19 protein-coding genes are annotated in these 20,816 nt (G+C 62.0%); 14 read left to right on the top strand and 5 right to left on the bottom strand.

Going from position 1 to position 20,816, the window contains the following annotated elements:
* Positions 1-149: 149 nt before the first annotated feature.
* Positions 150-1,844 carry a chloride channel protein gene (locus AC1Y2B_RS20295; RefSeq protein WP_482254947.1) on the top strand — a complete coding sequence of 565 codons (1,695 nt, stop codon included), beginning with the start codon at positions 150-152 and terminating at the stop codon, positions 1,842-1,844.
* Positions 1,845-1,886: 42 nt separating this feature from the next.
* Here the strand turns inward: AC1Y2B_RS20295 and AC1Y2B_RS20290 are convergent, their stop codons facing one another.
* Complete coding sequence (locus AC1Y2B_RS20290; protein WP_482254946.1) at positions 1,887-2,600, bottom strand: hypothetical protein; 714 nt, start codon at positions 2,598-2,600, stop codon at positions 1,887-1,889.
* Between the two features lie 236 nt (positions 2,601-2,836).
* Between AC1Y2B_RS20290 and AC1Y2B_RS20285 the strand changes: the two genes are divergently transcribed.
* The 5 genes from AC1Y2B_RS20285 (at position 2,837) to AC1Y2B_RS20265 (ending at position 9,056) form a co-directional block, all read left to right on the top strand.
* Complete coding sequence (locus AC1Y2B_RS20285; RefSeq protein ID WP_482254945.1) at positions 2,837-3,820, top strand: efflux RND transporter periplasmic adaptor subunit; 984 nt, start codon at positions 2,837-2,839, stop codon at positions 3,818-3,820.
* Complete coding sequence (locus AC1Y2B_RS20280) at positions 3,817-7,056, top strand: efflux RND transporter permease subunit (protein ID WP_482254944.1); 3,240 nt, start codon at positions 3,817-3,819, stop codon at positions 7,054-7,056. The genes AC1Y2B_RS20285 and AC1Y2B_RS20280 overlap by 4 nt, the downstream gene beginning before the upstream one ends.
* Positions 7,057-7,126: 70 nt before the next feature.
* On the top strand, positions 7,127-8,413 hold the full coding sequence (locus tag AC1Y2B_RS20275) for an NAD(P)/FAD-dependent oxidoreductase (RefSeq protein ID WP_482254943.1): 1,287 nt from the start codon (positions 7,127-7,129) through the stop codon (positions 8,411-8,413).
* Positions 8,414-8,463: 50 nt separating this feature from the next.
* Entirely contained in the window at positions 8,464-8,667 is a 204-nt protein-coding gene (locus AC1Y2B_RS20270) for a YgaP family membrane protein (RefSeq protein WP_482254942.1), read from the top strand.
* Between the two features lie 41 nt (positions 8,668-8,708).
* Positions 8,709-9,056 carry an ArsR/SmtB family transcription factor gene (locus AC1Y2B_RS20265; RefSeq protein ID WP_482254941.1) on the top strand — a complete coding sequence of 116 codons (348 nt, stop codon included), beginning with the start codon at positions 8,709-8,711 and terminating at the stop codon, positions 9,054-9,056.
* Here the strand turns inward: AC1Y2B_RS20265 and AC1Y2B_RS20260 are convergent.
* Entirely contained in the window at positions 9,048-9,542 is a 495-nt protein-coding gene (locus AC1Y2B_RS20260) for an RrF2 family transcriptional regulator (RefSeq protein WP_482254940.1), read from the bottom strand. The genes AC1Y2B_RS20265 and AC1Y2B_RS20260 overlap by 9 nt on opposite strands.
* Before the next feature lie 103 nt (positions 9,543-9,645).
* On the opposite strand from AC1Y2B_RS20260, the gene cydD reads away from it, so the two are divergent.
* From cydD to AC1Y2B_RS20220, 8 genes are all read left to right on the top strand, one after another.
* Positions 9,646-11,292: a thiol reductant ABC exporter subunit CydD gene (gene cydD, locus AC1Y2B_RS20255; RefSeq protein ID WP_482254939.1), complete on the top strand. Its 1,647-nt coding sequence runs from the start codon at positions 9,646-9,648 to the stop codon at positions 11,290-11,292.
* Entirely contained in the window at positions 11,289-12,926 is a 1,638-nt protein-coding gene (locus tag AC1Y2B_RS20250; RefSeq protein WP_482254938.1) for an amino acid ABC transporter ATP-binding/permease protein, read from the top strand. Before cydD ends, AC1Y2B_RS20250 begins: the two co-directional genes overlap by 4 nt.
* A 124-nt stretch (positions 12,927-13,050) precedes the next feature.
* Positions 13,051-14,661, top strand: a complete 1,611-nt coding sequence (locus AC1Y2B_RS20245; protein ID WP_482254937.1) for a cytochrome ubiquinol oxidase subunit I — start codon at positions 13,051-13,053, stop codon at positions 14,659-14,661.
* A gap of 5 nt (positions 14,662-14,666) precedes the next feature.
* Positions 14,667-15,830 (top strand): cytochrome d ubiquinol oxidase subunit II, encoded by a 1,164-nt coding sequence (gene cydB / locus AC1Y2B_RS20240; RefSeq protein ID WP_482254936.1) that lies wholly within the window; start codon positions 14,667-14,669, stop codon positions 15,828-15,830.
* Positions 15,831-15,880: 50 nt separating this feature from the next.
* Positions 15,881-16,375, top strand: coding sequence for a ferritin-like domain-containing protein (locus AC1Y2B_RS20235; RefSeq protein WP_482254935.1), 495 nt, complete (start codon positions 15,881-15,883; stop codon positions 16,373-16,375).
* 65 nt (positions 16,376-16,440) lie between these two features.
* The gene (gene cydX / locus AC1Y2B_RS20230; RefSeq protein ID WP_482254934.1) at positions 16,441-16,572 is read left to right on the top strand and encodes a cytochrome bd-I oxidase subunit CydX; all 132 of its coding nucleotides are present in this window, start codon (positions 16,441-16,443) and stop codon (positions 16,570-16,572) included.
* Between the two features lie 32 nt (positions 16,573-16,604).
* Positions 16,605-17,264, top strand: a complete 660-nt coding sequence (locus AC1Y2B_RS20225) for a Crp/Fnr family transcriptional regulator (protein WP_482254933.1) — start codon at positions 16,605-16,607, stop codon at positions 17,262-17,264.
* A 90-nt stretch (positions 17,265-17,354) separates the two neighbouring features.
* Positions 17,355-17,564 (top strand): YgaP family membrane protein, encoded by a 210-nt coding sequence (locus tag AC1Y2B_RS20220; protein ID WP_482254932.1) that lies wholly within the window; start codon positions 17,355-17,357, stop codon positions 17,562-17,564.
* An 84-nt stretch (positions 17,565-17,648) separates the two neighbouring features.
* On the opposite strand, the gene AC1Y2B_RS20215 is transcribed toward AC1Y2B_RS20220, so the two are convergent.
* From AC1Y2B_RS20215 to AC1Y2B_RS20205, 3 genes are all read right to left on the bottom strand, one after another.
* Complete coding sequence (locus AC1Y2B_RS20215; protein WP_482254931.1) at positions 17,649-17,951, bottom strand: hypothetical protein; 303 nt, start codon at positions 17,949-17,951, stop codon at positions 17,649-17,651.
* Positions 17,952-18,526: 575 nt separating this feature from the next.
* Positions 18,527-19,363, bottom strand: a complete 837-nt coding sequence (locus AC1Y2B_RS20210; protein ID WP_482254930.1) for a hypothetical protein — start codon at positions 19,361-19,363, stop codon at positions 18,527-18,529.
* 340 nt (positions 19,364-19,703) lie between these two features.
* Entirely contained in the window at positions 19,704-20,399 is a 696-nt protein-coding gene (locus AC1Y2B_RS20205; protein WP_482254929.1) for a helix-turn-helix transcriptional regulator, read from the bottom strand.
* Positions 20,400-20,816: the final 417 nt, after the last annotated feature.

Raw genomic sequence — 20,816 nt, 5'->3', positions numbered from 1 at the left:
CTCGGCGGTGCACCTGACTGCTCCACGAAGGAAGACTCGCCATGCCGACCGCAAAGTTGCCCTCCCAAGGTCCGGCTCAGCGAGCACTCTTGCCGCGTTGGACAAGTCTACGGCGCAAAGCGCGTGACTCTGAGGCGGTCCTGATTGCGATGGCCGCTGCGTTGGGGGCGGTGGTTGGACTGGTGACGCTTGGCCTCAGGGATCTGGTTGGCTATCTGCATCAAGTCGACTTTGGCTTGTCCAGCGGATCGTTTCTCAGTGAGCAGACAGCACTTAATCCGTGGCGTTTGGCGTTGGTCCCGGCTTTGGGTGGGCTGGCCTTGGGGCTTGTAACACTCGCCCTCAATCGCTGGCGCCCGACAGAATTGATCGACCCGATCGAGGCGAATGCGCTTTACGGAGGGCAGTTGTCGCTGCGTGACAGCGGGCGTTTGGCGGGCCTGACCCTGATTTCCAACGCGGCAGGGGCCTCGGTTGGGATGGAAGCTGCCTACAGTCAGTTTGGCTCGGGAGTGTTCGCCACGGTGGGGCACTTCTTCCTGCTCCGGCGCGAGGATCAGCGGATCATGGTGACCGCAGGTGCTGCCGCTGCGATTGCTGCGGCCTTCAACGCGCCTTTGGCCGGAACCTTCTACGGATTTGAACTGATCCATGGCAGCTATTCCGGGCGGTTGCTGGCCCCGGTTACGGCGGCGTCGCTGGCGGGTGTCATGGTGGTGCGGGTTCTTGGCTCCAGCCTGCCGCTGTTCCAGATTGCCGGCCCCTTCGATATTCCGAACATCTATTATCTGCTCTTCGCTCTGATCGGCCTCTTGGCTGCTGGCCTTGGCATTCTGACGATGAAGTGCGCGACTTGGGTGGAATGGGCCTTTCGCGGCGCCAAAATCCCTGTCTGGGCTAGACCCGCCTTGGGCGGTGTGGTCTTGAGTCTGCTGGCGCTGGCTTCCCCCCAAGTTCTGGGCAGCGGTCATGGCGCCATCGAACTGCATCTCGAGGCACGATGGGCGGCCTTGCCTTTGGCGGTCTTGCTCGGGGGCAAGGTGATGGCATCCTCCGTGTCGCTGGGCGCCGGGTTCCGGGGCGGCCTGTTCAGTTCTTCTCTGTTTCTGGGCTGTCTGTTGGGCGCCTTGGCGGTTGAGGCCTTGGCCCTTTACGATCCGGTGTTTCTGACCGATCGCACTGCCTTCATGCTGGTGGGCATGGGTGCTGTGGGAGCGGCCATCATCGGGGCACCTTTCACGATGGTGCTTCTGGTGCTGGAATCGACCGGGGATTTCCCAGTGACGCTGGGTGTCATCATTGGGGTGGTCGTGGCCTCAACCATGGTACGCCTGACCTTCGGCTATTCTTTCTCGACCTGGCGTTTCCACCTGCGCGGGCTGCCGTTGCGGGGCGGGCAGGACATCGGCTGGGTATCCGACATGACCGCCGCCAAACTGATGAGGACTGATGTGCGCAGTGTGCCCCTGAATCTGTCCCTGGCCGAACTGCGGGCGCAGGTGCCTTTGGGCAGCGCCAAGTGGCTGTTTGCGGTTGACCGGCATCGTCATTACGCCGGGATGATCGACGTGGCCTCTGCCCATGACCCTGAACTGTTGGACCTGAAAGAATCCCTTGTGGCTGCTGATCTGGTGTCCGGGCATCAAAGCTTCGTCTTGCCCGACAACGATATCCGCACCATCCTTCGCGTCTTCACCAAAGCGCGAGCAGAGACACTGCCCGTCGTCCGCTCTAGGGAGGATCGGCAGGTCATCGGTTCTGTGTCCGAGGCGTTTTGTCTGAAGCGATACGCGCAGGAACTCGAGCGGCGCCGGCATGACGAATTGGGCATGCCACAGGTCTAGGAAAGAGCCACCCCGCTCTTGTCGGGCAGGGTGGCGATGGCCTCAGCCAAACTTCGCGAAGAGCTTCGAATAGGGAACCTTAAGACCCCCCACGGCGGCCTTGGCGGCGGCCGCATCGCCTGCGTGAACGGCGGATTGCAAAACTTCAACGCTCTTGCTCATGGCCTCCAGTGCTGGGCCATAGGCCGGGTCGGCGGCTTCCGGCGCGGGATGTGCCACGATATCGGCGGTCAGGTAGGCCAGAACAGCAGCGCCATCGGCCAAGGCTGCAAGGCCGCCATCGGGCTGCGCCGAAAGGTCTAGACCGATGATCTCTTCCATCTTCGCGTGATAGGCGTTCATCCGGTCCGAGAACGAGACGATGCCATTGCGGTCATGCAGGGCGCCAACATCAGCACGCAGTCCTTCAAGCGTGACATGGACCTTGGCCAGATCGCCGCCCGCAACCTCTTGAGAGGCTTGGGCAATCACGGACTCAATGGCCGTCAGAGTCTCAGCGTAACCCGCATCATCAGCGTATTGCGGCGGCGGCGCTTTGCCCCAAGTGGCTTCCAGAGTTGTCCACTTTTCTGATAGCGACTTCAGCGCCTTGGAGGTCGCGTCGGCATTGCCCATGTTGCTTTGGAAAAGTGCGGTCCGGTACTGGCCATAGGCGTCCCGGAGGTCGTGTTCGAAGTCAGCGAAGGGCCCTGCGAAGGCCGCAACGGTGGTGGCGAGGGTGGCCGCAAGGCTCAAGGCCGCAAGATGCTTTTTCATGATTAGCTCCAGATGATTTCACATTCCGTATTATGAATATAACGTTGGACGGCCGTTCGGCGCATGATCTGGATCAGGTAAGACGCCGAAATTCTCACATAAGCTCGTCCAAACGACCCCCGCGACCGAGCTTGAGCGGTGGCGATGCGGCCATTGGCGGCATCGCCCTGCAAAATAGATATTTACAAATTCATATCTTCGAATATGTATGCTGCACCGAAGTGAGGACCTGAATCATGCGCTCTACCCTGCAAGGCCTTTTGTGCGCCCTGTTGCCCCTGTTTGGCAGCTTGGCTCACGCTGACACGCCCGCCCTAAAGCCGACCACGATCATCGAGTGGAAGGCGGTTTATGGTCAGGTCGAGGCGCGTGACCGCATCCCCGCGCGGGCTCGTCTTGGCGGCACATTGGTTGAGTTGACCGTGATCGAGGGCGATATGGTCAGGGCGGGGCAGCCCATTGGCCGGATCGAAGATGAAAAGCTGGCGTTTCAACTTTCCGCCCTGACGGCGCAGCGGGGAGCCTTAGCCTCACAGTTGACGAACGCGCAGGCGGAACTCACACGGGGCGAAAGCCTGCTGAAGCAGGGGGTGACCACGGCACAGGGTCTCGACGCCTTGCGCACGCAAGTTGATGTGTTCAAGGGCCAGATCGCGGCCCTGGATGCGCAGACCGAGGTGATCAACCAGCAGGTCAAGGAGGGCACGGTGCTGGCGCCTGCCGATGGGCGAGTGCTGGATGTGCCCGTCTCGAAAGGCGGGGTGGTGATGCCGGGCGAGGAGGTTGCCCTGATCGGCGGTGGCGGCACGTTCCTTCGGATTTCGATTCCCGAGCGTCACGCGCCGAGCCTGCATCAGGGCGACAAGATCGAGATTTCGGAAGGCGATGCGACTCAGACCGGCACCCTGTCGCGGATTTATCCGCTGATCCAGAACGGACGGGTGATTGCCGATGTGGAACTGGCGGGCCTGCCGGATACCTTCGTCGACGCGCGGATGCTGGTGCGGCTGCCGGTCGGCCAACGGAACGCGCTGATGGTGCCGGTGGGCGCAATCTCGTCCACCGCCGGTCTGGACTTTGTCCGCGTCGAAGAGGCCTCCGGTCCGGTTCAGCGCAGCGTCGTGCCCGGAGAACACGCGACGATCGACGGGGTCGAGATGGTGGAGATCCTGTCAGGCCTTGAGGCGGGCGACCATGTCCTGCTCGGTGCCGCGAAATGAGTGATCTGTCCGACAAGACCGCAGACATGCCTGCCAGCGGGTCAGCAGACAAACCCTTGGGCATCGCCGGTCGCCTGACTCAAGCTTTCATCAAATCCGCCCTGACACCCTTGTTCATTCTGGCCGCCTTGGCGGCGGGCATGCTGGCTGTCGTCTCCCTCCCGCGCGAGGAAGAGCCGCAGATTTCCGTGCCGCTGGTTGATATTCACGTGCAGGCACAGGGTCTGAAGGCTGAAGACGCCGTCAAGCTGGTGACCGAGCCGCTGGAGGTGATCGTCAAGGGCATCAACGGGGTGGAGCATGTCTATTCCTCGACCCGCGATGACAGTGCGATGGTCACCGCCCGCTTCGCCGTCGGCACCAATGCCGATGAGGCGATGCTGCGCGTTCATGACAAGGTACGGGCCAACATGGACCGGATTCCGCTAGGCATTCCGGAGCCGCTGATCATCGGGCGCGGCATTGATGACGTGGCGATCCTGTCGCTGACACTGTCCTCGGCCCCCGGTCAAAACGTGTCAGCCGATGATCTGACCCGCATCGCCCGCACCCTGCAAACGGAGGTCGCCAAGGCCGACAACGTGGGCCTGACCTATCTGGTGGGTGACGCGCAGGACGCCATCCAGATCCAGCCCGATCCGGACCGCTTGGCGCTGTATGGCGTGACCCTGCAGCAACTGGCGCAGAAGGTGGGGCAGGCCAATCGCACGCTGAACACGGGCAAGCTGCGCGATCAGGGCCAGCAGATTGACCTTGTCGCGGGCCAGACCCTGACCGCGCCCGCAGCGGTGGCGCATCTTCTGCTGACCACGCGGGACGGTCGGCCGGTCTATGTCTCGGACGTGGCCAAGGTCGCCTATGTGGCGGATACCTCTGACCATATCGTCGCCAACATCACCCGCAATGCAGATGGGTCGATCACCCGCACCCCCGCTGTCACACTGGCCGTTGCAAAGCGCGCTGGTGCCAATGCCGTGGTGGTGGCCGAACAGGTCCTGACGCAGGTCGAGGCGCTGAAGGGCCGTCAGATCCCCGATTCCGTCACCGTCACCGTTACCCGCGACTATGGCGAGACGGCGAACGAGAAGGCCAACGAACTCTTGTTCCATCTTGGCCTTGCCACCGTCTCGATCATCATCCTCGTCCTCTTCGCCATCGGCTGGCGCGAGGCCATCGTGGTGGCCATCGTCATCCCGGTGACGATCCTGCTCACGCTCTTCGCAAGCTGGATCATGGGCTACACGCTGAACCGGGTCAGCCTGTTCGCGCTGATCTTCTCCATCGGTATTCTGGTCGATGACGCCATCGTGGTGATCGAAAACATCGCCCGTCATTGGGGGATGCGGGATGGCCGCAGCCGCTCTGCAGCCGCCATCGACGCGGTGGCGGAAGTTGGCAACCCGACGATTGTCGCCACCCTGACCGTTGTCGCGGCGCTGCTGCCGATGCTGTTCGTGTCTGGCCTGATGGGGCCCTACATGTCGCCCATCCCGGCCAATGCCAGTGCCGCGATGATCTTCTCGTTCTTCGTCGCTGTCATCATCACCCCCTGGCTGATGGTGAAGATCGCCGGCCGCGCCGATATGACTGTGCACGGCCACGACGATACCTACGGCGGCCACCACGGCGGCTGGATGGAGCGGGCCTATAACCGCGTCGCTCGCCCGCTTCTGAAGACCAAGGCTCGGTCGCTGACCTTCCTTCTGGTGACGGCAGCGCTGTCCTTCGGCTCCTTGACGGCGCTTTACACCCGCGATGTCACGGTCAAACTGCTGCCCTTCGACAACAAATCCGAACTCTCGGTGATGATTGACCTGCCCGAGGGCAGTTCGGTTGAGGCGACCGACCGGGTGGCGCAGGACGTGGCCAAGATCGTCATGCAGATGCCCGAGGTCACAACGGTGCAGACCCATGCCGGCACCGCTGCGCCCTTCAACTTCAACGGTCTGGTGCGGCACTATTACCTGCGCCAGGAACCGCAACTGGGCGAAGTGGCGATCAACCTGACGCCCAAGGGGGACCGCGCCCGGGCCAGCCATGCCATCGCTTTGGACATCCGCACCCGGCTGGCCACTCTGAACGTACCGCCCGGCACCAGCCTGAAGGTCGTCGAACCGCCGCCCGGTCCGCCCGTCATCTCGACGCTCCTGGCTGAAGTCTACGGCCCCGATGCCGCCACTCGCCGCGCCGCCGCTGCCGAAATTCAAAAGGCGTTCGCGTCCGTCCCCTTCATCGTCGACGTCGACAACAGCTATGGAACCCCGGCCCGGCGTCTGCGGGCAACCGTGTCGACCGACAATCTCGACTTCTTCGGCGTTCAGGAACAGGACGTGTTCGACACCATCGCTCTGCTGAACGGCGGTCAGACCGTGGGCTATTCGAACCGGGGCGAGGGGCGGTTCCCGATCCCCCTGCAGGTGGCGCGAGCCAAGTCCGACCGTGTGATGGACGAACGGTTCATGACCACGCCGATCCCGGCCAACGTGCTGCCAGGGGCAAAGTCCGTGGTCGAACTTGGTGACGTGGTGACCGTGGCCGAAGAGCCCGCCTCTTACCCGATCTTCCGTCACAATGGCCGCTATGCGGAAATGGTGACGGCGGAACTGGCGGGTCAATTTGAAGCCCCCCTCTATGGTATGCTGGCCGTCGCGGATCAGATCCAGAAACAGGACTGGCCGAACGGCAAGCCCACGATCAGCCTGCACGGCCAACCGCAGGACGAAAGCAAGGTCACCCTTCTGTGGGATGGCGAGTGGGAGGTCACCTTCGTCACCTTCCGCGATATGGGCGCGGCCTTCGGTGTGGCGCTGCTGGGCATCTACATCCTTGTCGTGGCCCAATTCGGCTCTTTCCGGCTTCCCCTCGTGATACTTACACCGATCCCGCTGACCTTCCTTGGCATCATGGCAGGCCACTGGCTGTTCGGCGCCCCCTTCTCGGCCACCTCGATGATTGGCTTCATCGCCTTGGCGGGGATCATTGTGCGGAACTCGATCCTCTTGGTGGACTTCATCCGCAACTCAGGACCCGTCACCATCGAGACCCTGATCGAGGCCGGGGCGATCCGCTTCAAGCCGATCCTGCTGACCGCCATCGCTGCCATGATCGGCGCCGTGGTGATCCTGTCGGACCCGATCTTTCAGGGTCTGGCGATCTCGCTGCTGTTCGGGCTGCTGTCATCGACGCTGCTGACCGTGCTGGTCATCCCGGCGATCTACCGGGTGTTCAAGACCTGACGCCCAATAGAAGGCCCGTGCGGCGGAGGAGGCCGAACGGGATCACCATGCTCAAGGGAGAGGAAGACCAATGGCACATGTCGTTGTACTGGGAGCGGGACTTGGCGGGGCCATCATGGCCTACGAACTCAAGGACCAGTTGCGCCGCGAAGACACGGTCACCGTGGTGACCAAGGACCCGACCTATCACTTCGTGCCCTCCAATCCGTGGATCGCGGTTGGCTGGCGCAAGCGCGAAGAGATCACCGTCGATCTGGCCCCGACGATGGCCAAGAAGAAGATCAACTTCATCCCGGTGGCGGCGGAACGTCTGCACCCCCAGGAAAACCGCATCGAACTGGTGGACGGCCAGTCGGTGACCTATGATTACCTTGTGATCGCCACCGGCCCCGAACTCGCCTTTGACGAGGTGCCGGGCCTTGGGCCGCACGGCGGCTTCACCCAATCGGTCTGCCACATCGACCATGCGGAAAAGGCTGAAATTGCCTTCCAGCAGCTTCTTAAAAACCCCGGCCCGGTCATCATCGGCGCGGCACAGGGGGCCTCATGCTTCGGTCCGGCTTACGAGTTCCTGTTCATCCTCGAAACCGCGCTGCGCAAAGCGAAAATACGCGACAAGGTGCCGATGATCTTCGTCACCCCCGAACCCTATGTCGGCCACCTTGGCCTGGACGGGGTGGGCGACACCAAGGGTCTTCTGGAATCGGAAATGCGGTCAAAGACCATCAAATGGATGACCTCGACCCGGATCAAGAAGGTCGAAGACGGCAAGATGACGGTGGAAGAGGTCGGCGAGGACGGCGTTGCCAAACCTGAAAAGGTGCTGCCCTTCGCCTATTCGATGATGCTGCCCGCCTTCCGTGGCATCAAGCCAGTGTCGGGGATCGAGGGCCTGTCCAATCCGCGCGGATTCACCCTCGTCGACCAGCACCAACAGAACCAGAAGTTCAAGAATATCTTCGCTGTCGGCGTCTGCGTCGCGATCCCGCCTCTGGCCCCAACGCCGGTCGCCTGCGGTGTGCCGAAAACCGGTTTCATGATCGAAAGCATGGTCACCGCGACCGCCCACAACATCGGCAACCTCGTGCGCGGGGCAGAGCCGGATCAGGTCGGCACATGGAACGCCATCTGCCTTGCCGACTTCGGCGACGGGGGCATCGCCTTCGTCGCACAACCGCAAATCCCGCCGCGCAACGTCAACTGGTCGTCCTCGGGCAAATGGGTCCACCTCGCCAAGGTCGGCTTCGAGAAATACTTCATGCGCAAGCTGCGGCAGGGCAAGTCCGAACCCTTCTACGAAAGCCTCGCCCTCAAGGTGCTGGGCATCGACAAGCTGAAAGAAGTCAAAAAGGGCTGACGCCCGCCGCCGGGGCGCCAAGCCCCGGCCTTCACCACAAGGTAGCTGAAATGACCCTAGACCGTTCTGTCCTTCTCTTTGCCGGCCTGATGACCTTGCTCAGCGTCATGCTGACCGCCTTCGTCTCGGCCTATTTCGTCTGGTTCACCATCTTCATCGGCGCAAATCTGATCCAGTCATCGCTGACCGGCTTTTGCCCCGCAGCCACGGTCTTCCGCGCGTTCGGGATCAAGAAAGGTTGCGCCTTCGAGTAGGACAAAGCTAAAAATGAGCACCCGCAGACAAAGGAGCTGCCATGTCGACACCAGTTCTTGACGCGGAAGGATTTGGCGGTAGCCCAAAAGCCGTGGCCAATGCTGTAACCTTCCTTAAGACACTTTCGCACGAGGGCCGCCTGCAAATTCTTTGCTTGCTTCTGGATCGGGACCTATCGGTTGGCGCTTTGGCGGATGCTCTTAGTCTAGCCCAGCCGACCGCGTCCCAGCAACTGATGCGGCTGCGGGCCGAAGGCTACGTTGGCACGCGTCGAGACGGAAAGACCGTGATCTATCATCTGTTGCGGCAGGATGTGAAACCGGTGATCGCCGCACTGCGGGATGCGTTCTGTCCCTCACCTGCGGGCCACGGAGCCGCATCAGGCTAGGGTGCAAACCTGCCGCGGGGCCTCGACGAGACTCAGTAGGGCCCCAAGGGCGCAGTTGCCACGCACAAGGTCGTCCACAGTGACCATGTCCAACTCGTGATAGAACGCCTCGACCGCGCGCGATATGAAGCCTCGGAGGCGGCAGGCCTCGGTCAAGGGACAGGTGTTTTCGTCCGCCGCAAAGCATTCGGCAAAGGGCACGCTGGATTCGAAGATGCGAAAGACCTGTCCGATGGAAATCTGGCTGGCGTCACGGGTCAGGCGCAACCCGCCAGCGCGGCCACGCAAGGTCTGGACGAAGCCGTGCATGTGCAACTGCTGAACTACCTGCGCCATATGGTTGCTCGAGGCGTTACAGGCTTGGGCAATCTCGGTAGACCGCACGGTTCTTCCGGCATTCACGCCGCAGAACATCAGAACGCGGGCGGCAAGGTTGGTGCGGGTGGTCAGGCGCATCGGGCGGCTCGGCTTGTTGACATCGGACATGCGTTGCATAGCTGACGTGGAAAGCGCCGTATCTGATCTAGATCACGTCAGGCGCCGGAAATTGCAGATAAGACGCATGCGGCATGTGGGTTAAGGAATGGGAATGGCGCACGGCGCGGGACGAGATGAACAGGTGCTGACGGCGATGTTGCGGCCCCTGCGGGGACAATTGCGGCTGGCAGCGGGTTTGTCGGCGGCCTCGTCGCTGATCTGGCCCGTGCAGGCAGCGCTTGTGTCCTCGGCCTTGGCCGGGTTGATGGACGGCGCCTTGCCCTGGCTTGCCGTTGCAGGCTTTACACTGGCCGGGGTCTTGCGCGCGGCCCTGACCTATCTGGCGGAAGGCCGGCTCTTTGACGCAGGCCTTCAGGTGGTCATCACCGCACGGGCGCGCATCGTCAACCGCGAGGCCCTGGCGACCGATGGGATGAGCGCCGGGGCGGTAGCGGCGCTGTCCAGTGAGAAGCTGGATGCCGTTCTGCCCTATGTCACCCGCTATGCCCCAGCGCAGGGGCGGGTGATGGTGGTGCCCATCGTGATTCTGGGGCTGGCCTTCTGGCACTCGTGGGCGGTGGGGCTGGTCTTCCTTATCACCGGGCCCTTGATCCCGGTCTTCATGGCGCTGGTCGGCATGGCCGCGAAGGAAGCCAGCCAGCACCAAATGGCCGAGATCGGAAGCCTGAACGACCTTTTGGTCGAACGCCTGCGGGCGCTGGTCGACATACGGCTGCTCGGTGCGGGTGAGGCCGTCGCCGCCAGTTTTGCCGAAGGGGCAGAGCGGCTGCGGGCACAGACCATGTCGGTGCTGCGCGTAGCCTTCCTGTCCTCGGCGGTGCTGGAGTTGTTTGCGGCCATCGGCGTGGCGATGGTGGCGGTCTATGTCGGCTTTAATCTGCTGGGCATGCTGCACTTTGGCAGCTATGGCGCGACGCTGACGCCCAGATCCGGCCTTTTCCTGCTGCTGTTGGCACCGGAATTCTACCAACCCCTGCGCGACCTATCCGCCGCCTGGCATGACAAGGCAGCCGCATTGGCGGTCGCTGGCGAATTGGACCGCTGGGAAGCTGCCGAGGCTCCGGCGCTTCTGGGTACTGGTGCATCGGCGGCCCGCTTGGTCGGCGCGGCAGAGGTTGCCGTCCATGGCGTCCGGATTCAGCGCGGCGGGCGGGAGGTCGTCTACCCGGATTTCACCGTCAGCCCGGGGCAAACAGTGGCGCTGCTGGGCCCAAGCGGGGCGGGCAAAACCACCCTTCTGCGGCTTCTGGCCGGGATGGCGGTGCCGGATGCTGGACAGATCTCGGTCGCAGGGCAGGTCCTGTCGTCCGAAACGGCCGATGGCTGGCGTGCCCGTCTGGGCTGGATGCCACAGGCGCCGCACTTCCTGAACGCCACACTGCATCATAACCTCACCTTCGGACGCTCCGGTGACGTGGCTCCCGCTCTGCGCATGGCCGCGGTTCAGGATGTTGTGGCGGCCCTTCCAGCAGGCCTGTCGACCCTCCTGGGGGAAACCGGAGGAGGTCTTTCTGGCGGCGAGGCGCGGCGGTTGACCCTCGCCCGCGCCATTCAGGCAGTACCGGATGTCTTTCTGGCCGACGAACCCACCGCCGATTTGGATGAGGAAACCGCCGCCAAGGTGACCGAGGGGCTGATGGCCCTCGCCGCCGCCGGGTGCAGCCTGATCATCGCCACCCACGACGAGCGGCTTGCCGCCCGGATGGACCGCGTGATCCGGATCGGTGCGGCGGCATGACCGAACTTTGGCAGATCTTCGCGCTGATCTGGCGCGACCAGCGCGTGGCCATGCTGCGAGGTGCAGCGCTTGGGGTCTTGGTACTGGTCGCCGGTATCGGGCTTCTGGGCCTGTCTGGTTGGTTCATCACCGCGTCGGCTGTGGCCGGGCTCGCCGGAGCGGGTGCGGTGTTCGACGTCTTCCGCCCCTCAGCCCTTGTGCGGTTTCTGGCGCTGGGGCGGACCGTTGCACGGTATGGCGAGCGGGTTCTGACCCATGACGCCACCCTGCGCGCCTTGGCCGGGCTGCGGGTGCGACTGCTGCAGGCCCATGCGGCGGAACCTTACGACAAGCTGGTAAGGCTGCGCGGGCCGCAGCTTCTTAACCGGCTGACGGCGGATGTCGATGCCTTGGATGGCGTGCCTTTGCGACTGATCCTGCCCTTCACCTCAGGGCTTTTGGCGCAAGTGGTAGCCTTTGCGGTGGTCTGGGCCTTGCTCGGGCTGGCCGTTGCTTTGTGGTTGGCCGTGGGCTTTGTGGCGGGCGCGGCAGTGACGATGCTTTGGGCCGGGCGAAAGGCGCTTTCCCCGTCAAGTCGGGCCGAGACGGCGGCGCAGGCCTTTCGCAGCGGCTTCATCGACCTTGTGCAGACCCGCAGCGATCTGGCGGTCTACGGGCAACTTTCCGTGCAGGCGCAGGCCGTGCTGGAGGCGGACCAGGACAGGCAAGCCGACCGCGTGACGCTCGACCAGATTGAGCGACGCGCCGGGCTGGCGCTGTCCTTGCTGGGCACCGTGATGGCCAGCGGCACGCTGGCCCTTGGCATGGCCTTGGTCAACCGGGGCAGACTGACCCCGGCCTATGCCGCAGCGGGCTTCTTTGCGGCACTGGCCCTGACGGAGACCGTGGCTCCCCTGCGCCGCGCCGTGGCCGAATTGGGCCGGATGGTCCTTGCCGCCCGCCGTGTCGGCGAGACTTTGGCCGCAGTAGGTCCGGTGCCCAAGGGGCAGAGCGGCGTAGCGGATGGGCTGCGCCTGATCGATGTTGGGTTCAAACGGCCCGGTGCACAGGCTTTCGTGATCGAAGGGCTTGGTTTCAGCGTGCTGCCAGGGCAGACGCTCGCCCTTGCCGGGCCAAGCGGATCGGGCAAGAGCACGGTTTTGCTGATGGTGGCCGGGTTGCTGGCTCCAACCGCCGGACAGATCCGTCTGGGTGCGCTGGAGGTGCATGCTTGGGATGAAGCCACGCTGCGGGCCCAGATGGTTATGGTGCCGCAACGCGCGGCCCTGATGGCGGGCACCCTGCGCGAGGCGCTGACTTTAGCCGGACCGCAAGCCGATGCAGCCCTGCGGGCGGCGCTGAGGGCCGTAGCGCTGGATGAAGTGATACAGGCGAAAGGCGGGCTGGATTTCATCCTTGGCCCGCAAGGCGCTGGCCTGTCGGGCGGCGAGGCGCGGCGGCTGGTTCTGGCCCGCGCCCTGCTGCGCAACCCCATGATCCTGCTGCTGGATGAGCCGACCGAGGGGCTGGACGAAGCGACCGCTGCTCAAGTTCTGACGGGCATCCGCCACTACCTGCCCCACGCCGCCATCCTGACCGCGTCACACCGTCGCGTCGAACTGGATTGGGCGGACAGGGTGCTAGATCTGGCTTAAAGTCGTATCTGTGATGTGGGTTATTGATCCATGTCAAAGAGGCTTTCAGAATGTGTCGCTACACACATTCAAGAATATATATCTGTGAGGCCCGACGCCCCACATTCCTTAGGAGCGCAAGACAATGGACTTCGGCATCGTCGAGCTGTCACGGCTGCAGTTTGCCACGACAGCGATGTATCACTTCCTGTTCGTGCCGCTGACACTCGGCCTGTCGATCATCGTCGCCATCATGGAGACGGTCTATGTGATGACCAACCGGCCGATCTGGCGGCAGATGACAAAGTTCTGGGGCACGCTGTTCGGCATCAACTTCGTTCTGGGGGTCGCCACCGGCATCACGATGGAATTCCAGTTCGGCATGAACTGGAGCTATTACAGTCAGTATGTCGGCGACATCTTCGGCGCGCCGCTCGCGATTGAAGGGCTGATGGCCTTCTTCCTTGAGGCCACCTTCGTTGGGCTGTTCTTCTTCGGCTGGGACAAGCTGTCCAAGACGGCCCACCTGATGGTGGCTTGGCTGGTGGCCATCGGTTCCAACTTCTCGGCCCTGTGGATATTGATCGCCAATGGCTGGATGCAGAATCCGGTCGGCGCGCAGTTCAACCCGCAGACCATGCGGATGGAGATGACGGATTTCTATGCGGTTCTCTTCAACGAGGTGGCGCAGGCCAAGTTCGTTCACACCGTCTCGGCAGGCTATGTGACGGCCTCGGTCTTCGTGCTGGGCGTCTCGGCCTGGTATCTGATCAAAGGCCGCCATGTCGAACTGGCACGGCGGTCAATCTCGGTTGCGGCGGCATTCGGGCTGGCTTCGGCCTTCTCGGTTGTGCTTCTGGGAGATGAGTCCGGCTATAACGCCACGCACAGCCAGAAGATGAAACTGGCCGCCATCGAGGGGATGTGGCACACCGAACCCGCCCCCGCCGCCATCACCGCCTTTGGCTTCCCTGACCAACAGGCGCGTGAGACGCATTACGCCATCAAGATCCCCGGCGTAATGGGGCTGATTGGCACGCGGTCGCTGAACACCGAAATTCCCGGTATCACCGAACTGGTTGCCGTGGCGCAGGATCGCATCCGGTCGGGATTGATCGCCTATGACTCTCTGTTGACGATCCGTACGATGAAAGACGCAGCCCCCGCCGATGTGACCAAGACGTTTGAGGCGCATTCGGCTGACCTCGGCTTTGCCTTCCTGCTCAAGAAATATGTTGACGACCCGCGCACCGCGACCGAGGCGCAAATTGCCTTGGCGGCCAATGACACCGTCCCCACCGTTTGGCCGCTGTTCTGGGCCTTTCGCGTGATGGCCGCCCTTGGGTTCGGCTTCATCGGGACCATGATCTACTTCTTCTACCGCGCATCGTTCAGGCGGATGAACTTCCAGCGCCCCGCGCTTTACCTAGCCGTCCTGATGATCCCTGCGCCTTGGATTGCCGCCGAGATGGGCTGGTTTGTCGCGGAATTCGGCCGCCAGCCCTGGACAGTGGATGGCGTGCTGCCAACGGCCATGTCGGTTTCCTCGCTGTCGATGACGGAGGTGGCGATGACGCTGGCGGGGTTCGTGCTGTTCTACTCGGTCCTCTTCGTGGTCGAGATGGGACTGATGCTGAAGTACATCCGCAAGGGCCCTTTCCAGGATGTCGAGGAGACCGACGCCTGGACCACCCTGCACAGCAATCGCCTGGCGGGCCGCAGCACGGCTGACGCCATCGCCCAACCGGCGGAGTAAAGACCATGATCCTGCATGACCTTTTGAGCTATGAAACGCTGCGCCTGATCTGGTGGGTCCTTCTGGGCGTGCTGCTGATCGGCTTTGCCCTGACGGACGGGTTTGACATGGGAGTTGGCGCCTTGTTGCCCTTCGTGGCCAAAACCGACACCGAGCGCAGGATAGCGATCAATACAGTCGGTCCGGTGTGGGAGGGTAACCAAGTCTGGTTCATCCTTGGTGGCGGTGCCATCTTCGCCGCTTGGCCGCCGCTCTATGCCGTGTCCTTCTCGGGCTTTTACCTTGCGATGTGGGTGGTGCTGGCGGCGCTGATCGTGCGGCCGGTGGCGTTCAAGTACCGCTCCAAACGGGATGGAGCGGGCTGGCGTTCCACTTGGGACTGGGCGCTGTTTGCCGGTGGCTTCGTGCCCGCGCTGATCTTCGGCGTGGCGGTGGGGAACGTTCTGCAAGGCGTGCCGTTCCACTTCACTGACGACCTGCGCTCGGTCTACGAGGGCGTCTGGTATGTGAAATTCTTCAGCCTCTTGAACCCCTTCGCCTTGTTGGCCGGAGTGGTGTCGCTGTCGATGCTGGTGATGCATGGTGCCGCGTGGCTGTCGGTCAAGGCTGAGGGCACCGTCAAGGACCGTGCCCGTACCATTGGCTCCGTCGCGGCTTTGGTGGCGGTGGGGGGCTATGCGCTTGCCGGAGTCTGGCTTGCCTTGGGGATTGACGGCTATCAGATCATCGGAACTTACGTGACAGACGGCCCGTCAAATCCGTTGCACTTTGAGGTGGCAAAGGGCGGTACGTGGATGACCGCTTACAGCCTGCGGCCGTGGATCGCGATCGCACCGGCTATGGGAGTGGTCGGCGGGTTGCTGGCATTCATGGGCTTGCGGGCGGGGCGTGAAGTTTCCACCTTGCTCGCGTCGAAACTGGCGATCTTCGGGATGATCTCGTCGGTCGGGCTGACGATGTTTCCCTTCATCCTGCCGTCTGAAACCGACCCGAAATCCTCGCTGACGGTGTGGAACGCTTCCTCCTCGCATCTGACGCTGTTCATCATGCTGGTGGTCACGGTGATCTTCCTGCCGCTGATCCTGGCCTACACCGCATGGGTCTACAAAGTGCTGTGGGGCAAGGTCACCGAAGCGGAGGTCAACACCCACTCGAACTCGCTTTATTAGCACGGGCGTCGCGGCACCGGCCGCGCGCTCCTGTCCACTGGAGAAGACCTATGAAGATTCAAGTCCTGGCCCTTTGTATCGCCGCTGGCACAACCTTCCTACCCGCAATGTCAGACGCCGCAACCCTGCCGGATGCCGCCAAAACTGCGCTCCTGCGGGCGCTGGACGACGAATACCATGCCGAGGCCATATATGCGGCCACGATGCAGAAATTCGGCGAAGTCCGGCCGTTTTCCAACATCATCAAGGCCGAAAGGAAGCATCAGGCCATGCTGATTGACCTGATGACCACCTACAGCGTCGCTGTGCCAGATAATGGCTGGGCCATGGGCGCCAAAGCCCTGCCCACTCTGCCCGACACCTTGCCCGAAGTCTGTGCCATTGGTGTAACCGCCGAAATCGACAATGCCCGCCTTTATGATGAAGAATTGCTGCCCGCCGTGGCGGCGTTCGACGACATCACGACGGTCTTCAAGGCCTTGAGTGCCGCTTCGACCAACAATCACCTACCCGCCTTCCAGCGCTGTGCTGACGGGAACGGCTGACCCGGCAACTGCCCTCTGCAGCTGGGGCATGGTGCCTCGGCTGCTCTCAGGAAATGGAGCGTGATATGTGGTATTTTGCCTGGCTTTTGGGGCTTCCCTTGGCGGCGATCTTTGCTGTCGTCAACGCGATGTGGCTGGAGATGCAAGAGGACAGCCGCAAGATCGGCACACTTGGCGATGGTCGCAAGACCCGCTGAAGCATAATGGGGTCTTGCGCCGTCTGGGGTCTTTGCGCATCCTGCCGGATATGGATTGGACCAAGGGCCTCTTTGAAACACCCGCCAGCGTCGAGGCCCTTCACGGCCTTGCGCCGCAACGACTTCCACCAGGAATGGTCCTGTTCCGGGCCGGGGATCAGGCGCAGGCCTTTGTCATCGTCCTACAAGGTCGCATCGAAGTGCGGCTGACCTCGGTGTCGGGCCGAGAAATGTTGCTGTATGTGGTTGAGGCGGGGCAAAGCTGTGTGCAGACCACCTTGGGTCTACTGGGAGATGAGGTGTACACCGGCACCGCCCTGACCACCTCGGAAACGCTTGCTGTTCTGGTCCCAAAAGCGATCTTTCTTTCAATGATGGATCTGGACAAGGGCTTTCGCCGCTTTGTTCTGCAGGCATTTGGCACCCGGATGAACGATCTGACCCGCGTGTTGGAGCAGGTGGCCTTCGTCCCGATGGAGGCTCGTCTGGCCCATGCCCTCCTGGAGATGGCTGATAAAGGCGTGGTTCACGCCACCCAAGCGGAACTCGCCGCCCGGCTGGGTACCGTGCGCGAGGTTGTCACCCGACACCTGCAAGGCTTCGCACTCCGGGGACTCGCACAGACCGAGCGCGGTCAGGTGATCATCCTGAATGAGGCCGGGCTTAAAGAAGTTTCCTTGGGTGTTTTGTGATCCTGGTCACAGACGATGCAGCGTCGGCGGCCTAAACTCGTGTCATCAGGCCCGGAACTGGTCCGAGGCCGCGAGACAAGGGGAAATATGATGTTCAAAACGAATGAAGGCACTTTGGACCGGGCGCTGCGGATCATCGTCGGTCTGGCGCTGCTGGTTTGGTTCTTTGCAGACAATGGCACGGGGGCTTTGCACTATGCCAAGCTGATCGGCATTGTTCCTTTGGTCACCGGGCTGATCGGCAGTTGCCCGCTCTATACGGTTCTGGGCTTGTCGACCTGCCCGATGAAGCGGACCTGAGGGTTGATCTGCCAAGCTAAGGCGACACGAAGGGGCTGACCCTGATCGGGTTCCTTTTCGTGTCGAAAGCGGTGAAAAGCAGTTTCAGCCGATTGCCGCTATGGCCGCAAAATATGCTCGAAGCCTAGCGGCGATTCGGCCGAGGAACATTGCCGAGAGGGACATGGAGATGAAGACCGTGCCCAGAAGCCAAGTCAGGTTGGAATGAAGTTCGGGGTTGAAGCCTGCAATTACGCTGGTGGCGTAGCGGTAGACCAGGATCAGCAGAAGCAGGCTGAATGACCCCCATTCGCCGCGCAGCCACACACGGCCGTCGGGCAAGCAGCGGGTCACGCCGAGGCATTCCAAGTGCAAGCCAACAAAGCCACCCGTGACCAGACCGGCCAAAAGCGGCGGGCAAAGTCCTCCAACAAGCGACGACAAAGCTCAGGGTTGCCAGCAGCGTTACGACGATCGGTAGCATCAGCATCCGCCGAAGTGGGAGGGTGCTGTCTCAAGTGCGCTGAAACCCGATGAAGAGCAGCAGGAGGTATAAGGGCCAGACCCGTAGCGGCGCGGGGACGATGATGTTGGGCGAGGCCTTAGCTTGAAAACCCCGTGCCGCCCCCCACTCTAGAAATGAAAGGCTCCCAAACGGTTTGCCGGCGGTGCCTTTCCGCCTAGTCTGAAAGTAACGAATTTGGGTTACTTCACGCCTTGTTTTCTGCCACGCAATTGAAGTGGAATCGCGCTTCCGCGTCACCGCACAGACCTATCAGGCGGGGGGCAACCCTGCGCAGAACTGGCACCACGCCTAAACTGCCGCCTTTGTCTGCAACGGACCAGACCGTCCAACGGCCCACTGCAGCCGCAATGAATGGCCGCGATCGAGAAAGTGGCCTGCAAACAACGGTCCTCGTCGGTCGACTGCTTTGGGCCCACCACTACCTCTTGGCCACATTCGACAAACCACAACTCCCGCATCATGGCGCGATTTCTCCCAACCTAACGGCTTCCCCATGGACGGCAAGTGCGGCGGTGAAGCGACCAAGCCCGAGCTTCTCAGCCATCCCGGCAATCCTGCTCCGATAGGCCGCGACTCCGATAAGGCGCTCGAGATCTTGCTGGTGGAACGCCCGGTTCTTGGTTGGTGCATGTCGCGCCATTTCCTGCACGAGTAGAATCCTTTCGTCTCTGATGGCGCCGACCGGTTCTGGCGCTTGAGCCTTTGTTCCCGGTGCCAATCGCCATTTCCGCATGAAGCCCAGCAAGAACCCGGCCGGCACGGACGTGTTTCCCTTGGTGCGATTGAATGCAACGAACCTTTCCCAGATGGCCTTGGTATCGATGTTCCAGCAGGGCAGAGCGCGCTTTGCAGCCTCGATCAAGTCCAGCCAGACCTTGCGCTTCGGGTCGTGATCTACCCCGATTTCGATCATTCCGGTGAATACAGTTTTGTTATGAGACTCTAATGAAGGAGATGTTTCGCCCGGGCTTGACGTTTCCTTCGTGCCCGACCGAGACTTATTCACAGGCATCCAACGGAAGATCCAGGGCGCAAACTTCCCGCCAGGCTTCGATCGCTCAAGACCCAAGCCCGAGGTATCCAACTCTCCCAGGAGCGTGCTCATGTGCTGCCGTGAGATGCCCATTAGGTCGATGAGGTGGGTGAGCGTGAAGGCGGCGGTACCGCGTTCGAGCCCATTGTAGCCATCCTTCCAAGAAGTGCCGTCAAGGATGATGGTGGCCAGTTTGTGGGCCGTGACAGAGAGCGGGGTGGCGATGATGCGTCGGAGAATGGCACCGGAAGTGAGGTCCATGGGGGCAGTCCTTTCCTGTGAGGACGTCCGACCGTCAGGCAGCAGAAATTCATGCCCGCTAGTTATTTTGCGGGTTGAAGCTCTCCAAGGCTCGCGCTAAATTCCTTTCGCTACGAGGGACTTAGTGCGGCGTCGGACCTTTGGTCTGGCGTCGTTTCTCTTTGTGGATGGGGTTTGGAATCCAGGATGTGACGGGTCATCCGTGGCGGCTTTAGCTGCCACGGGGAGTGATATTGGGCGGCGCTGATCTGTGCCGTAGGGCTGGTTTTTGCCCTTCGGACTTGGTCTTGGATTTCGGGCTGGCGCGGCTACGAACTGGCGTTCAACTGCCTCAGCATTGTCAGCCGTAGGCGCTGACGATGCTGCCCTCGACGGCCATGGCGAGCGCATGCGAGGCGTTTCGAGCACCCAGAGTCTTGCAGGCCCGCTCGATCCGTTTCTTGACCGAATCGCGGCTGATGCCGAGATGCAGCGCGATGTCGATCTGCGTCATGCCGATGGCCAACATGTTCATCACCTCGCGGCAGGCCGGGGTCAGATCGCTCGTCAGGGACCGCAGCGAAAGGGTATCGTGGAACAGGACGTCGAGTTCGCGGATTTCGCCGTCGGCGAACTCGCGGTCTGGCCTGGCGCAGGAGAGGAAGGATCGCTTCAGCCCGATCATCTGATTCTTCGTCGAGAAGATCACGCCATAGCGGAGGTTGTAGGTGGCCGCATGGTCCAGAACTCTGACTGACTGCGGCGAGGTCGACGGGCCTGCGATCTCGGACCAACGCGCAGAGCCAGAGTTGGCCGCCGCCCATTCCAGAACCGGGTCTACGAGCAGAAAATCCATCGCCGTGTAGTGCTCGAACCAGGCACGGGGGAAGGAGGAATAGGCCAGTTCCGGGCGGCAGAATTCGTTCAGCTGGAGGGCCAGAACGTAACCGGCAGTTGCAATCTGGCTGATGCGGAGATCATGCCGGGCAAAGCCCGGTGCACGGGCGATCATGGCATCGAGGGGGACGAAGGGCAGGGGTGTCTTCTTTTGCTTCATGGTGGGAATCTTCGTATTTACAGTCACTTCACAAGGGTTTTTCACGGGATCGTCGAAAGAGCTACCCCGATGGGCGGCGGCGTTTAGGCAGGGATTCGGAAAACGGCAAGGGGTCATTTTGCGACTCCGACATGCCTCGCCGTCGCAAAATGCCGTTTTTCCCAACAACCATTGAGGGAAACGCATCGAAAGATTTTTTCAACTTCCCGTTCGGGAAAACTTTCGATGTCACCTTTGCCGGTCCTCCGTTGTGCGGCGAATCTGGGTATGGTTTCAGGCGGGCTCCAACAGTTCGGGAGCTTCATTTTGACCACCTCAACACTTGCCAAGATCCTCCTTGCGGGGGCTTTCGTTGCCATGGCCGATGCGGCCTTTGCCTCGACCACCGGCACCGGGATCGCCGCCGGGTTCGGTACG

This window comes from Stagnihabitans sp. (assembly GCF_964946895.1).
The sequence above is the reverse complement of the archived record's forward strand: the minus strand, read 5'-3'. Positions and strand labels throughout refer to the sequence as shown.